Below are 15,271 nucleotides of genomic sequence, written 5' to 3' on the forward strand. Positions count from 1 at the left end.
ATCAACCAGAGTTATTTGTTAAAGCACACAAAATTTGGAAGTTAACTAAGAATTGTCGGAAAAGAACTCTATTTAATTAGAGAGTTGTTTTCTATGCACAATAGTTGGTTATTTCTTTTGATAGATAATATCACTATCAGTCAGAATTAACCGAACTGCCACTTTCAACGTCAGACCGGAAAAGCTCCGGTCTCCACCAATGATTTTGATTTGGAGGTGATTGAATTCCACGCACGTTGTGCGGGATTCCCTAGATACATGCCATCGTATATATACCTTCCGAATTGGAAGATGCTGACACATTTTTGGAGAATGTGACAATATACATGATGAATGTACAACGTTTTTCGAACTCACAATCCGACAGTATCAGAATCGACACCTACCGGCTCATTGTGAGCACCCCTACAATATCAGCCTAGTATTTATACGTTGTGTGATAACGTGTGACATGGGTATATAATAGGAGAGATATGAGGCCTAAATTCTTACTCATGAAGTTAACAAGAAGAACACAAAAAATACTTTGCTTTATAAGCGGACACACCGAAAACTGCATTCGAAGTGAAATCCACACAATTTATTGTGCCTCAAGGCACAATACCCCCACCTGAGGAGCAGGGCAACGAACCAACTAATCGAAAATATAAAATACATCATTCCTTACTATAGACCAGCCAAATAATACAGGTCCTACATAATATACAAACAAAATGACATGAACGTAGTACCTTAAATAAATTATAATAATTACAATAATCCGCATCAGCAGGATTCGATCAAAATGAAAGTAAGCAAACCAAGAGGAACAAGGGATTTCCTTCCGGAAGAGACCGCTCGCAGGAGAAATGTAGAGAACATAATGAGGCAGGTAGTCACAAAATGGGGATACAAAGAGATAATTACGCCCACATTTGAGCATCTGGAACTCTTTACCCTCAAATCAGGAGAGGGCGTGGTAGGCGAACTTTATAACTTCAACGACAAGGGCAACAGGGAGATGACACTGCGCCCTGAACTGACCGCACCTGTGATGAGGATGTACGTCAACGAGATGCAGGCAATGTCCCGCCCCCTCAAATTATTCTATTTTGAGAACTGTTTCCGCTATGAGAGACCACAAAAAGGTCGTTTCAGGGAGTTCTGGCAGTTTGGCGTCGAAGTCATCGGCAGCAACCGTGCAGATGCAGATGCCGAGATCATCGCCCTTGCAACCAACATGATAGAAGCCGCAGGGATCAAGGGAGACCTGCACGTAGGCCACCTGGGAATTATCCGCCATATCCTCAAGGATACAGAGGATGAGCAAAAGAGCAAGATCATGCGCCTTGTCGACAAAAAGGATGACACCGGCCTTGACGACTACTTTGAAGAGATTAACGCGCCTGCTGAACTCAGAAGAAATCTTCTCGAGCTCATATGCCTCAGCGGCTCAGATGCTATCGCAAAAGCAAGAGAGATCCTAGGCGACATCGAAGAGATCGACAAGTTCGAAGAACTCCTCACTTTCCTTGATGCATACGGGATCGACTACACCATTGACCTCGGGATTGCAAGAGGCCTGGACTACTACACAGGAATGGTGTTCGAGATCTACGCAGAAGGTCTCGGTGCGCAAAACCAGGTATGCGGTGGCGGATCATACCAGCTCATATCCCTCTTTGGCGGCGGAGACGTACCATCCACCGGATTCGGAGTTGGCTTCGACCGCATAATGGAAGTCTGCGAAATACAACCTCCAAAAGAGAACAAGGTCGTAATTGTTGCCACAGACGACACACGCATAGATGCGATCAAAGTAGCAACAAAGATGCGCAAGGAACTGACCGTGTACGTTGACATCATGAAGCGCAACTTCAAGTCACAGTTATCCTATGCAAACAATACAGAAGCTGACTACGCCGTCATCATAGGTAAAAAAGAGATCGAATCCGGCAAACTGACCGTAAAGGACATGCAAAGCGGAGAACAGACTCAGCTGGAACTTGAAGAAGCCATCCGGATGATCAAAAGCAAATGAAAAAATAAGAACACAATATGTACTCGCTCCTGAAAAACGAAAGGGCAGCTGACTCGCTGCCCTTAAGATTTACCATTACATCACTATTGATATTGATGATAATGGCACTTTTTTTCACTGCTATTTCCGACCTGAAGCAAAATGCGGAAGAAGATTCCATACAAACGGAAATAGCTCAGCTAGTCTCAAACGCTGAGCAGATCTACATACGCGGAGAAGGAAGTCTTATTTATATTCAGGCAGAGATCCCTGAAAATGCAGAAGTGCATCTGGGAAAGATTCCAGATGAAGATGAAGTCTGGCCTTCAAATTCAAATAACTACTATATACTAATTGATGGACATCAGAAAATGTTCGAATCAAAGGCAGCATTTTCCAATTCCAATATGACCGGACCGTATACTATCGGCCCGGGTCACCACAATTTGAAACTTGAAACCCAAAGAGACAACACGACCGGAATGCTCGTTGTTAAAATATCCGAATAATGAAAAACGAAACACGAAAAACGGAGGATAAGGTAGGATCACTTGTAAGTGACCAATACGGATGGATCGATTTCACACTATCCAAAGCTGCACTAATGATAACAAGTATAGTAATACTTGCAGCATTCTACCAGATAGGAGCTGACCTCAGTGACATCCAGGTTCAAAAGCAACTGGATTCAGAATCCATTGGACTAAAAGCTGCAATCGATGACATTGGCAGTATATCCCCGGATAGCATCAGGCAAAGTTCCACATATGAGTTCAGTAAGGATTTTCCTGCCAATGCATTCATTTCCGGAGAATACATCCGGTTTGAAACGACCTACCGTGACAAGACCATCCATTCAGTGAAACCCCTCACATTCAGGACACTCACACTTAATGAAAATGAAATGAGAAAGTTGCTTTCAAATAATTTCAATGGTCAGACCGGAACTGCTGAAGATCCGATAACCACAGATACAAACACGGCTTTGGAATTAATTTCATCTGTTAGCAGGCAGGAACTAATGTTAAATACAGAGAAAATAGTCCATATCGAAAAAACATCCATTTACCTGAAAAACGATCCCGAGGTCAGACAACTTGAAATTGTCCTTGTTTATCAGTGACGAGCAAGCGATCCTGGAACCCCACAATGACATCCTTGCCACGGCATTAGTAGTAATTGGATTTGTGGTCTTTGCCGCAGTCATGTCAAAAGCATACCTCATCCAAGATGAGCAGAGCCATTCCATAGAGAACTATGAAGAAGCATCCCGCATAGCTGAGAGCATCGCCTCATGGGATGAACTACAGAGCACACGACCAGACATCATATCGGCCCGGATGCTGGATAAAATATCAGAACCGGCTACCGACACTGAAACACACGAACTTTTCTTTGCGCGATTTACCCCCAACAACGAGTTCTCAGTCGACATACATACTGACGACGGGAAGTACCACTGGACAGTCCGTAAGAATAAAGCAGAAGCAATCGGGAATGTAATAGCAGCATCAATACCTGTTACCATTGAGATCAATCCCGCACAGTACACATCAGGAACGATCACCGTCAGGATCTGGAAACGATATATATGAAGGAAGCGAGATCATGCAAAAAACGAACTTCACAGAAGATGAGCGTGCATTCTCAACAACAATGGACGCCCTCTTTTTCCTCGTACTCATATCCGTGGCAACCGCCATACTTCTGCCTTCCATTACAGCAGACAGGCAGTACGACGCAGCAGCATACACCGCAACACAGGACTTTGACACACACCTGTTAAGCTCATTGCTCAACTCAAATGTTGACGAATTTGAATATGAGATAGCTCCGCTTGCAATCGCAGGAATAACAACCCTCGAGAACAGCATTGTGAGCGATCCGATTAATACAATGTTCGCAAGACAGCACAAGCATCGCACATTTGCAGATATGATCGCAGAAGACATGTTACTTACACTTGCCATCGAAGAAGAGGGAAGTTCAAAGTACATCAACCCCATTGCACAGGATCACAAAACGCAGACATCCACAGCAATTGCCTCATACCTTGAAAAAAGAACAGCTGGAAGATATGAGTACCATCTCGAAGCAAATTGGGAACCTGTTGAAGATTACACACTTAAAAGCTATGTTTCAGTGGGAATGAAGCCACCATACGATGCAGTACGCCAGAGTTCACGCATAACATTGCCCCTAAACCAAAGAACTTCCAGAGATGAGCTAATATTAACAATTGATGATAGCTTGCTCGAAGATCTACACAATTCATCAAACATAACAAAATACACCACATACAGCGCTGCATTCAACGATACCATAGAAGAAGCATCCTTAGCCACTGCGAAAACCATTACGGGAATCATCTTCCCGGCAGATTACCTGAGAAGCCTGCTCAGACAGGACCCATCCCAAAACTCAAAAAACGCATTCATTGGTGCACCGCAGGAAGATCCCACTGACAGCGAAATGATGGTCGCAATGCATATACTGAATTACAGTACAGCCCCCTACACCATTTACGGAGAAAATTCCACATCCGGAGAACTGACCAATGGTATGGTAGCGATCATTGAGCAGGATATCATCGAACACAATCAGCAGAAGATTGCAGACCACCTGCACAGCGAACTTGATCCCGACATAAACGAAACGATCTCAAAGATGGTGATTTCCACAGAAATCAATACAACAAAGGAATTAAGAGATTCACAGGTGAATGAAATCTACGGGAAAGTAAACAATTATTATGTTGATGTCACGCTTTCCATATGGTAAGATGAACATAAGCTTTATATTAAATGGAACGTGTATGTAGGTCACTTCGCCAAAGTAACGATTCAAGTTAATGTCTCCAATGTTCCTTTAACTTGAGCACAAACTCAAACATAAATATTTCATATAAATATTCAAATCATAATCATCAGGAGGAATGCTATGGCAAAAATGCATACTCGTAGGAAAGGTAAATCCGGATCAACAAAACCAATCAGGACAGAAGCACCTGCATGGTCTACAGCAACCACAGAAGAGATCACAAACGTAATCCTCGACATGTGGAAGCTTGGAAACTCAACAAGCGTTATTGGAATGCACCTCAGGGACAACTACGGCGTACCTGATGTCAAGCTCGCAACAGGAAAGAAGATCACCGATATCTTGAAAGAGAACGACGAAGCTCCAAACGTACCGGAAGACCTGTACAACCTTATTGTAAAAGCTATCGGAATGCGCAAGCACCTTGTTGCTAACCACAAGGATGTACACAACAAGAGGGCACTGCAGTCAACCGAGTCAAAGATCAGAAGGCTCGTAAAATACTACCAGTCCTCAAAGGTACTCCCTGCAGACTGGAAGTACAAGCCAGAAACCGCAGAAATGCTGATCACAAGGTAAGCAGCCAGTCTGCTTACCAATAATTGATGTTCGGTTCTGCCGGACATCAAAACATCTTTTTTACTACTTTTTTGACATTTAATTTACAATCAATTATTTCATAAAATTTTAAGCAATTTTGCTTGAACCTTTTAATTAATTCACCCATCCCAAGTACTGACCTAACAGCATAAGAAGCAAGCACGGCTATAAAAGGGAAGATATAAATTCTTAGAATGACCACTAGAACCTATGAAAGCTGTAATTCTGGCTGCAGGGGAAGGTATCCGGTGTCGACCACTCACTGCCACCCGATCAAAGGTCATGCTTCCTGTTGCAAATAAACCGATACTTGAACATGTCATCGATTCACTTTCAAAGAACGATATAAAAGACATAATACTGGTAGTGGGTTACGAGCGAGAACGCATAATGAACTACTTTGGTGATGGGATCGACTTCGGAGTAAATATCAAATACGTTCACCAGAAAGCACAGCTTGGAACAGCTCACGCCATAAAGCAGACAGCAGACCTGATGGAAAAAGAAGATCACGATATTATGGTCCTTAATGGAGATAACGTCATTGAGCCTCAAACAATCAGAAACCTGATAGACAAGCATGGTGGCAATGCAACGATCCTTACCACAAAAAAAGAGCACATTTGCGGATATGGTGTTGTTATAGCAAGTGGAAAAAAGGTAACAAAGATCATAGAAAAGCCGACATCCGAGCTCAGCCACATAATAAACACGGGCATATACATCTTCGACCAGGGCATCTTTGAAAGGATCGAACACACACCAATATCACCACTCGGAGAATACGCGATCACTGACACCATACAACAAATGATAGATGATGGCATGGAAGTAGATCAGGTTGTTACAAGATCATTATGGAGAGATGCGGTCTTTGCATGGGATCTCCTTAAAGACAATTCGATGTTCCTTAGCAGATCAGAAGACTACAATATAGAAGGAACCGTTGAAGAGGGAGCTGTTATCCACGGAAATGTCAGCATCGGCAACAATACGGTGATCAGATCCGGGTGTTACATTGCAGGCCCTGTAATGATCGGCGACAATTGCGAGATCGCACCAAATGTAGTTATACTGCCATCCACAACCATCGGAGATAACGTTTCCATTGGATCATTTACACAGATCCAAAACAGTATAATCATGGATGATACGAGGATACACTCCCATGGATCGATCGCAAATTCAGTCATTGGAATGAACAATTCAATAGGACCTTATTTTGTTGCTGAGGACAGGGAAAATGTTAAAATCGAGATGGAACAACAGCTCCACATTGCTGAAAAACTAGGAGCAATCACAGGAGATGACATCACGATCGGTCACCGGGTACTCGTAAAAGCAGGTTCCATAATATCCCACAATTGCAAGATCGAGTCCGGAAAGACAATCTCCAGAATGTTACCTGAGAATTCCATCGTTGTTTGAGGGGTACCAGAATGTGTGGCATCATAGGATATGTAGGTGAGCATGGGGCAGCGCCTATAATAATAGATTGTTTAAAAAAACTCGAGTACAGAGGATATGACTCAGCCGGAATTAGCGTACTTGATGGAAAAATAGATACATACAAGACCGTGGGGAAAATAAAAGAGCTGGAAAAGATCCTTCCAGAAAACCTCAATGGAAATATAGGCATCGGGCATACACGTTGGGCCACTCATGGTGTTCCGAGCACTGTGAACTCACATCCCCATAACTCAGGGGACATATCTGTAGTTCACAACGGGATCATCGAAAACTATCTTTCCATCAAAGAAAAACTTCAGAAGGAAGGTTACGAATTCCTTTCCGAAACAGATACAGAAGTAATCGCACACCTTTTACACTCCAAACTGTACGGAAGTGTGGATAGCAGTAGCAAGACATCAAGTTTTTTTGAGGCGCTGTGCAGTACACTCCGAGAAATAGAAGGATCATATGCCATCACCGCCATATGTAGCAGCGAACCTGACCTTATGCTTGCTGCAAGAAAAGATAGCCCACTGATAATCGGCATCGGAGAGAAGGAATATTACGCAGCATCCGATGTTACAGCGTTCCTCAATCACACAAAAGATGTTATTTTTGTCGATGATCTGGACCTTGTTACTATCAGACCGAATGGAGTTGAATTCTTTGACATCAACGGAGATGTCCTTGAAAAAGAGAAGACCACAATCGAATGGGACATCGAAGCTGCGGAAAAAGCAGGATATGAGCACTTCATGCTTAAAGAGATACATGAGCAGGCCACTTCCGTGCATGATACATTTTCAGGCAAGCTGTCCGAACTTGATGGTTCCGTGAACCTTGATGAACTGGACATATCAAATGAAGAAATAAGGAACATTGAGAGAATAGAGATAATTGCCTGCGGGACATCGTTGAATGCAGGACTTGTAGGAAAATATCTCTTTGAAAACCTTGCAGGCATACACACTGATGTGGATATTGGGTCAGAGTTCAGATACAGCAATCCGATAATGGACGAGAATGTACTTTCAATTGCAATAACACAGTCAGGAGAAACTGCAGATACACTGGCTGCCATAAGAAGTTGCAGATCATATGACTGCAATACGATAGCTATCACAAACGTGGTCGGTAGCAGTATAACAAGAGATGCAAACAGCGTACTCTATACAAGAGCAGGACCCGAAATCGGAGTGGCTGCAACAAAGACATTTACAGCACAACTCATCATGCTATATGTTCTTGCCATCAAATTTGCAAGAGCAAAAGGAATAATGGACATCAATTATGCGAAGGACATGCTTGTGAACCTGAAGCGCATACCCGGACAGATCCAGAAGATACTGAACCACAGAGAGGAGATCCGCGAATGTGCAGAAATGTTCGCACAAAAAAGGGATTATTTCTTTGTTGGAAGGCACCTTAACTACCCTATCGCACTTGAAGGGGCCTTGAAACTTAAGGAAATATCATACATACATGCAGAAGGCTTTGCGGGCGGAGAACTCAAACATGGCCCCCTTGCCCTGATAGAGGACGGCACCCCAGTTGTAGCTATCGCCACAAAGGGACATGTGTATGAGAAGATCCTGAGCAATATCAAGGAAATAAAAGCAAGGGAAGCAAGGGTCATCGCTGTTGCCAATATCGATGATACAGAGATCGAAAAATACGTGGACTGGGTATTGCGCGTACCTGCAACAGATGAGTTGCTCTCACCTTTACTATCGACTGTGGTGTTACAATTGCTTGCATACTACACGGCTCTTGCAAGAGGATGTTCCATAGACAAACCAAAGAACCTTGCAAAGAGCGTTACGGTGGAATGAAAATACGGAGTTATGAAATGAAGTTATTCGGATCATCCGGCATAAGAGGCATTACTAACAAAGACGTCACAGTAGATCTTGCGCTGAAGGTCGGACTTGCTTTGGGAAAGAAAAAAAAGACTGCAGTAATAGGACGCGACCCGCGTATTGCAGGAGAGATGATAGAACATGCAGTCACATCAGGATTGCTGTCATCTGGTTGTGACGTCGTTCGGGTCGGGATGGTAAGTACACCCACACTGGCCTATGCTTCCAGAAACTATGACTGCGGAGTTATGATAACCGCATCCCACAACCCTTCAGAGTATGTCGGAATCAAATTGTGGAATCCTGACGGAATGGCATTCGATTCGTCACAGCAGGAAGAGATCGAGGACATCATTGAAATGGAGGATTTTGAGCCTGTCAAATGGAACGAAATCGGAAATCTTACCGAAGACGGCAATGCGATCCGGCAACATGTGGAGATGATCGTCAAAAGTGTTGAAAGATCATCAAAGAGAATAGTCATAGACTGTGGGTCCGGTGCCGGAAGTACCATCACCCCATACGTCCTGCGGGAGATCGGGTGCGAGGTCATCACATTGAACTCACAGCCGGACGGCTATTTCCCTGCCAGAAACCCGGAACCTAACGATGCAAACCTCACGTTGCTCAAAAGGGCAGTGAAGGAATTCGAAGCTGACATCGGCATCGCACAGGACGGGGACGCAGACCGGATGATGACGGTGGATGAGAATGGAGAATTTATCACCGGGGATGAGATGCTTGCGATGTTTGCCAGACATGAATGTAAGAGCGATGCAAAGCTCGTGGTCCCTGTGGATACTTCAATGATGGTGGATGATGCCCTCCCGGATTCAACTGTAATCCGCACAAGAGTAGGCGATGTCTATGTTGCTGAGGAGATCAAGAGATCCGAAGCCGACTTCGGCGGAGAACCATCTGGAAGCTGGATATTCCCGGAAATATCATACTGCCCGGACGGAATATATGCATCTGCAAAGGTCATGGAACTAATTCAGGATAAAAGCCTTTCAGAACTGAAGAACGAGCTACCACACTATCCAACCCGCCGCGGGACTGTAAAGTGTGATAATGACAAAAAGAAAGCTGTAATGGAACTTGTCAGTTCTGAACTCGCCACTTCGGGAAATGTTACGGATATCGATGGAATACGCGTGGATATGGAAGAAGGATGGGTACTTGTAAGGCCTTCCGGAACGGAACCAAAGATACGCATCACTGCCGAAGCAAGGGAAGGTGTGGATAAACTTTACGAGATGGTGGAAAACGTTGTAAAAAGAGGTGTGGCATGAAAGCCGTAGTCCTTGCAGCCGGGGAAGGTACCCGGATGCGACCATTAACATCAGCAATTCCAAAGGTCATGCTTCCCATAGCCAATAAACCCATGCTTGAGCATATCGTAGATGCTGCAACAGAAGCCGGTATTGAAGGATTTGTGTTCATCACAGGCTACCATGAGGAAACCATCAGGGAACACTTTGGTAGCGGCGAAAAATGGGGCGTTACCATCGATCATGTTCATCAGAATGAGCAACTTGGGACTGCCAATGCTATCGGCTGTGCAAAAGGACATGTCGAAGGCAGTTTTATCGTACTCAACGGGGACGTTCTGCTAAGCTCATCCCATATCAGTAAAATGATCGAACGGGAAGAGAATGCAGTCATTACGGTCAAAAGAGTGGAAAATCCTTCGGATTTCGGTGTTATTGAGACTGAAGGGAACAGAGTCTCAAAGATAATAGAAAAACCTGAGAATCCACCAACAGACCTTGCAAATGCAGGAATATACCTGTTCAGGGAATCTATTTTTGAGCTTATAGAAAAAACCCCACTATCACCAAGGGGAGAATACGAGATCACGGATACACTCCAGATGCTCATAGACAGCAGTGATAATGTCGGCTATGAAGTACTTGAAGAGGAATGGATCGACATCGGCAGACCATGGGACCTCCTTGACGCTAATAAAGTCCTTTTAGAAGGATGGAAACCTGAGATCGCCGGCCTTGTAGAACCCAATGCCACCCTGATAGGCGATGTGAGCGTGGGAGAAGGAACGCTTATACGCAATGGCGCGTACATAATCGGACCCGTTGTGATAGGAAAGGATTGTGATATCGGACCAAATTGTTTCATACGTCCATCAACAACTATCGGAAACGAAGTCCATATCGGAAATGCCGTTGAAGTAAAGAACAGCATCATCATGGACGGGACGAAGATCGGACACCTCACATATATAGGAGATAGTATTATAGGACGCAAGTGCAATTTCGGTGCCGGAACAAAAGTTGCTAACCTGAGGCATGATGGAAAGAACATCAAGGTGAGCATCAAGGGAAAAAGGACAGATTCCGGGAGACGTAAGCTTGGTGTTATCATGGGCGACGATGTCCATACAGGCATCAACAGCAGCATAAACGTCGGCACGGTCATGGAAAGTGGGAGTTTTACCGGGCCCGGAGAGGTTGTCAGGTGATACAGCACACCATCTGCAACCACATTACAAATGCTGTATTACAAATGCCGTATTATTACACCACATTACAATTACACACAGGTGATCTGATTGATAGAAATGCAGAAAATGGTCGAACTTGCAAAGCAGATAGCCGGGATTATTGATGAATATAAGCATGCAAGAGTGGTCTCACACAATGATGCTGACGGAATATCCTCTGCAGCCATTATCTGCCAGGCCCTACTCAGGAAAGGGATACCATACCATCTGACGATTGTTGGTCGCCTGGACGACAGCGTTGCTGAAATGGTGAATGAGACTGCATCAGATGGCGATGTTGTAATATTCTGCGACATGGGAAGCGGTCAACCAGAAATCATCGAGAAGGTCGAAAGGGACACTATCGTGATCGACCATCATAAACCTGTGGGAGATTCGCCTGCAAAAGCCATGATCAATCCACACATGGCGGGTATCGACGGAGCAGTACATCTCTGTGCGGCCACCACCACATACCTTGTTGCAAAGGGACTGGATGAGAACAACATCGACCTTGCAGGACTGGCCATCGCCGGTGCAGTGGGAGATAAACAGTTATTCGAGACCGCGAACAAGGTCATACTGGACGAAGCCATTGAAGCCGGAGTAGTATCTGTAAAAAAGGGCTTGAAAGTCGGCAGCGGTGATATTGCTGACATACTGGAGAACACACCGGAACCTTATCTTGACATAACCGGCGACCGTGAGAAAATAAATGCTTTTCTGGACATGCTTGACATACATGGCGACATCGATTCACTCAATGCGGAACAACTGCAGAAGCTGACTTCTACAATTGCACTGAAGCTTACAAAGAGCGCAAGCCCCGAAGCTATCGATGCTGCCATAGGAGATGTATATGTTCTGAACAAAGAGGTTGTCAGGAATGTCTACGACCTCGTAGCCATAATGAACACCTGCGGAAAGCAGGAAGTTCCCGGGCTTGCAGTTGCTCTTTGCATGAAAGATGATTCCGCACTGGAAGAAGCAAAGGAGATCACGCTTAAGAGCCAGAAAGCCATCATTGCCGACGTTAAGAAGGCAGAGGAACTGCTCCATATAGGAAAGAGCATCTACTACCTGAGCGGCAAGGACCTTGAGTCCACAGGAATGATCGCCAGTACGATAATAAGGTATGTCCATCCGGATATGCCCTTTATTGCCGTTAATGAGGTGGAAGGAATTATCAAGATCTCCGGAAGGGGCACACGGGAACTGGTCGATAAGGGACTTGACCTTGCCTATGCACTCAGAACTGCCGCATCATCTGTGGGCGGAAACGGAGGCGGACACAGTATCGCTTCAGGTGCATCCATCCCAATGGGCAAAACGGAAGAATTTATTTCACTTGTGGACGACATTGTCGGAGAACAACTGAACTGATGTGAAAATTATGAAGATATCCACTACTATCGAGTTCAACAGTCCTGATGCACCTGACGTTGCGAAGAAGGTTGCCCTTTCACTAAAACCTGATAACCTGACCAACATGGAAACACAGATCGACGAGGAGAAGGCTACCATAACCATCCAAACGGAGAAGATCTCATCCATGATCGCTACAGTAGATGACCTGCTCATGAACGCAAAGATAGCAGAAGATATCATAAATGAAGTAGAGGATGAGAATGACCTCTGAATGGAAAACTCTTGAAGATGTCGAGGAAAACATCTTCGAATGTAAGGCATGCCCTCTTTCTGAAACTGTTATCAATAAAGTGGTCCACAAGGGATCAGACAGTCCAAAGGTACTTTTCATAGGAGAAGCCCCCGGCAAGAACGAAGATGAAACAGGAGTTCCTTTTTGCGGACGTGCAGGAAAGATACTTGACGAGCTCATCGATTATGCCGAACTTAAGGAAAGTGATTGGGCAGTCATCAATACCATCAAGTGCAGGCCTCCGAAGAACCGCAACCCAAACAAAACGGAGCTTGAAGCCTGCAAGCCATTCCTGAAAAGGCAGATCGAACTGCTTGATCCTAAATTGATAATCCTTCTAGGCAACACTGCAGAAAAGGCCTTCCTTAACGGACAAAAGATGGAATGGGGAGCTGTTGAGGAATTTGAAGGACGGAATGTGCTTAAGATCTTCCATCCGGCAGCATTGATCTATACAAGATCCCGAACAGAGGACCAGCACCGATTCCTTGATGAGAACAGGTATTTGTTCTCATGAATTTTTAACTTTAATTGTTAGGGCGAATGAATAGAAGACAGAAAGGAAGGACAGGAAGTATTCCTTCAAAATTAATGTCACAAACTCTTTTTGTTGGAAAATTTATTAAATCTGGAGCCTATTTCATAACTGTTTGCTTTAGCAACAAATGCAATTAATTCGATCATAATCACAAATGAGACGTAAGAGCCAGTTGACCAATGACGGCCGGTTTCAAGAGGAATAACTTATGGAACTTAAATTCAACCTGAAAGGAGCATTCAAGACAAGCGCCGACCCGAGCGACGCGAAAGATGTTATTGCCCAATATATAGCTGAGGCAAATGAGACAACCCTTACAAAGGGAGCACCTGAAGGACAGGGTGCTAAGATCACAGAGTGGAGTGTTGTTGACAACAGCATCGAGGTCTCCATAGAATCCGGAAGGTTCGTCAGGGCACACGACGCAATGATCCGCCTCAGGAAACCCCTTGCAGGAAAGCTCGGGAAAGAGTTCCACATAGGTATTCGCGGCATTGATGTGAAAGAATTCACCATTGAGATGCCTGCAGAAGAGGAACTTGACAACATAAGGATCCCACACGTAACCAACATAACTAATGTTGAAGGCGGGATCAAACTTGAGCTTGAGGTCGGTGAGTCAGAACTTGAGAACCGTATTCCTGACAGGATACTGACCCTCATGGAAGAGAAGGTCAAGGCAAAGGATTACGGCGGTAAGGCAGAACACTGGCAGATACTCTGGGAAAGCGAGAAGAAGGAACACACATTCCATGGCGACCCTACACAGGAGATGATGAAGGAAGGCTGGATCAAGCGCGGAGCAAGCCGCGGACAGTGGATCCATGGCCCGCAGTCCACAAGGATGTTCAGGACGTTCGAAAGGATCGTTCTCGAAGAGCTCCTTGAGCCTCTGGGCTACAGGGAAATGATCTTCCCGAAACTTGTCCCATGGGAAGTATGGCAGAAATCAGGGCACGCAAAGGGCGTATATCCTGAGATCTACTACGTCTGCCCTCCAAAGACAAGGGACCCGGAGTACTGGGAAGAAGTTATCGACCACTACAAGGTCACACATGAGGTGCCAACCGAACTTATCAAGGAAAAGATCGGAGAACCTATCGGCGGACTTTGCTATGCACAGTGCCCACCATTCTGGATGTACGTTCAGGGAGAAACCATCCCTACCGAGGACTTCCCGATAAAGGTGTTCGACAGGTCCGGCACATCACACCGCTATGAGAGTGGCGGCATCCATGGAATGGAACGTGTGGATGAGTTCCACCGTGTAGAGATCGTCTGGCTCGGTACAAAGGAACAGGTCATTGCAACTGCAAAAGAACTTCATGAGAAGTACATGCACATCTTCAACGAGATCCTTGACCTTGAGTGGAGAAAGGCATGGGTAACCCCATGGTTCATGGCACAGGAAGGTCTCACAGGACTCTCTGAGCAGGGCGAGGCAGGAACCACCGATTATGAGGCACCACTGCCTTACAGAGGCGAGGACGGCGAATGGCTCGAGTTCCAGAACGTCAGTATCAACGGTAACAAGTACCCATCCGGATTCAATGTGAAATGCCAGTCAGGAGAGGAACTCTGGTCAGGCTGTTCCGGCGTGGGACTTGAGCGCTGGGCATCCGCATTCTTCGCACAGAAAGGACTGGACCCGGAAAACTGGCCGGAAGAATTCAGAAAGAGAGTCGGCAAAGTTCCAGAGGGAATTAATTTCCTCTGATCTTCTTTTTCATCGTACCGATTTCTTTATATATAGACATGAACAGTATTGACCCGCTATTAATAACCATTCACACGGGAATTATAACGGTCAGAATCACGAACATCAGAATTTAATCCGATCGAG

Annotated in this window: 14 protein-coding genes; all 14 read left to right on the plus strand. The window is 45.0% G+C overall.

Features of this window, described 5'->3' with window-relative positions; genetic code table 11:
* Positions 1-784 precede the first annotated feature (784 nt).
* The 14 genes from hisS to WOA13_RS07665 all read left to right on the plus strand — a co-directional run bounded on the left by hisS (position 785) and on the right by WOA13_RS07665 (position 15,145).
* Positions 785-2,020, plus strand: coding sequence for a histidine--tRNA ligase (hisS, locus tag WOA13_RS07600; RefSeq protein WP_342127333.1), 1,236 nt, complete (start codon positions 785-787; stop codon positions 2,018-2,020).
* Between the two features lie 95 nt (positions 2,021-2,115).
* The gene (locus WOA13_RS07605; protein ID WP_342127334.1) at positions 2,116-2,508 is read left to right on the plus strand and encodes a hypothetical protein; all 393 of its coding nucleotides are present in this window, start codon (positions 2,116-2,118) and stop codon (positions 2,506-2,508) included.
* Positions 2,508-3,122, plus strand: coding sequence for a hypothetical protein (locus tag WOA13_RS07610; RefSeq protein ID WP_342127335.1), 615 nt, complete (start codon positions 2,508-2,510; stop codon positions 3,120-3,122). Before WOA13_RS07605 ends, WOA13_RS07610 begins: the two co-directional genes overlap by 1 nt.
* Complete coding sequence (locus WOA13_RS07615; RefSeq protein WP_342127336.1) at positions 3,103-3,594, plus strand: hypothetical protein; 492 nt, start codon at positions 3,103-3,105, stop codon at positions 3,592-3,594. Before WOA13_RS07610 ends, WOA13_RS07615 begins: the two co-directional genes overlap by 20 nt.
* Before the next feature lie 13 nt (positions 3,595-3,607).
* Complete coding sequence (locus WOA13_RS07620; RefSeq protein WP_342127337.1) at positions 3,608-4,780, plus strand: DUF7284 family protein; 1,173 nt, start codon at positions 3,608-3,610, stop codon at positions 4,778-4,780.
* A 159-nt stretch (positions 4,781-4,939) separates the two neighbouring features.
* Positions 4,940-5,398: a 30S ribosomal protein S15 gene (locus WOA13_RS07625; RefSeq protein WP_048204739.1), complete on the plus strand. Its 459-nt coding sequence runs from the start codon at positions 4,940-4,942 to the stop codon at positions 5,396-5,398.
* Positions 5,399-5,629: 231 nt separating this feature from the next.
* Entirely contained in the window at positions 5,630-6,847 is a 1,218-nt protein-coding gene (gene glmU / locus WOA13_RS07630; protein WP_342127338.1) for a bifunctional sugar-1-phosphate nucleotidylyltransferase/acetyltransferase, read from the plus strand.
* An 11-nt stretch (positions 6,848-6,858) separates the two neighbouring features.
* Complete coding sequence (glmS, locus tag WOA13_RS07635) at positions 6,859-8,703, plus strand: glutamine--fructose-6-phosphate transaminase (isomerizing) (RefSeq protein WP_342127339.1); 1,845 nt, start codon at positions 6,859-6,861, stop codon at positions 8,701-8,703.
* A gap of 17 nt (positions 8,704-8,720) precedes the next feature.
* Positions 8,721-10,022 carry a phosphoglucosamine mutase gene (glmM, locus tag WOA13_RS07640; protein WP_342127340.1) on the plus strand — a complete coding sequence of 434 codons (1,302 nt, stop codon included), beginning with the start codon at positions 8,721-8,723 and terminating at the stop codon, positions 10,020-10,022.
* Positions 10,019-11,209: a bifunctional sugar-1-phosphate nucleotidylyltransferase/acetyltransferase gene (gene glmU, locus WOA13_RS07645; RefSeq protein ID WP_342127341.1), complete on the plus strand. Its 1,191-nt coding sequence runs from the start codon at positions 10,019-10,021 to the stop codon at positions 11,207-11,209. Before glmM ends, glmU (WOA13_RS07645) begins: the two co-directional genes overlap by 4 nt.
* Before the next feature lie 90 nt (positions 11,210-11,299).
* Positions 11,300-12,613, plus strand: coding sequence for a RecJ family nuclease (locus WOA13_RS07650; protein WP_342127342.1), 1,314 nt, complete (start codon positions 11,300-11,302; stop codon positions 12,611-12,613).
* A gap of 10 nt (positions 12,614-12,623) precedes the next feature.
* Positions 12,624-12,869: a KEOPS complex subunit Pcc1 gene (locus tag WOA13_RS07655; RefSeq protein WP_342127735.1), complete on the plus strand. Its 246-nt coding sequence runs from the start codon at positions 12,624-12,626 to the stop codon at positions 12,867-12,869.
* Positions 12,859-13,407, plus strand: a complete 549-nt coding sequence (locus tag WOA13_RS07660; RefSeq protein ID WP_342127343.1) for a uracil-DNA glycosylase — start codon at positions 12,859-12,861, stop codon at positions 13,405-13,407. The genes WOA13_RS07655 and WOA13_RS07660 overlap by 11 nt, the downstream gene beginning before the upstream one ends.
* 229 nt (positions 13,408-13,636) lie before the next feature.
* A complete protein-coding gene (locus WOA13_RS07665; RefSeq protein WP_342127344.1) occupies positions 13,637-15,145 on the plus strand; it encodes a serine--tRNA ligase in 1,509 nt (502 codons plus the stop codon).
* Positions 15,146-15,271 lie beyond the last annotated feature (126 nt).

Source organism: Methanococcoides sp. LMO-2 (assembly GCF_038432375.1).
GTDB classification, from domain to species: domain Archaea; phylum Halobacteriota; class Methanosarcinia; order Methanosarcinales; family Methanosarcinaceae; genus Methanococcoides; species Methanococcoides cohabitans.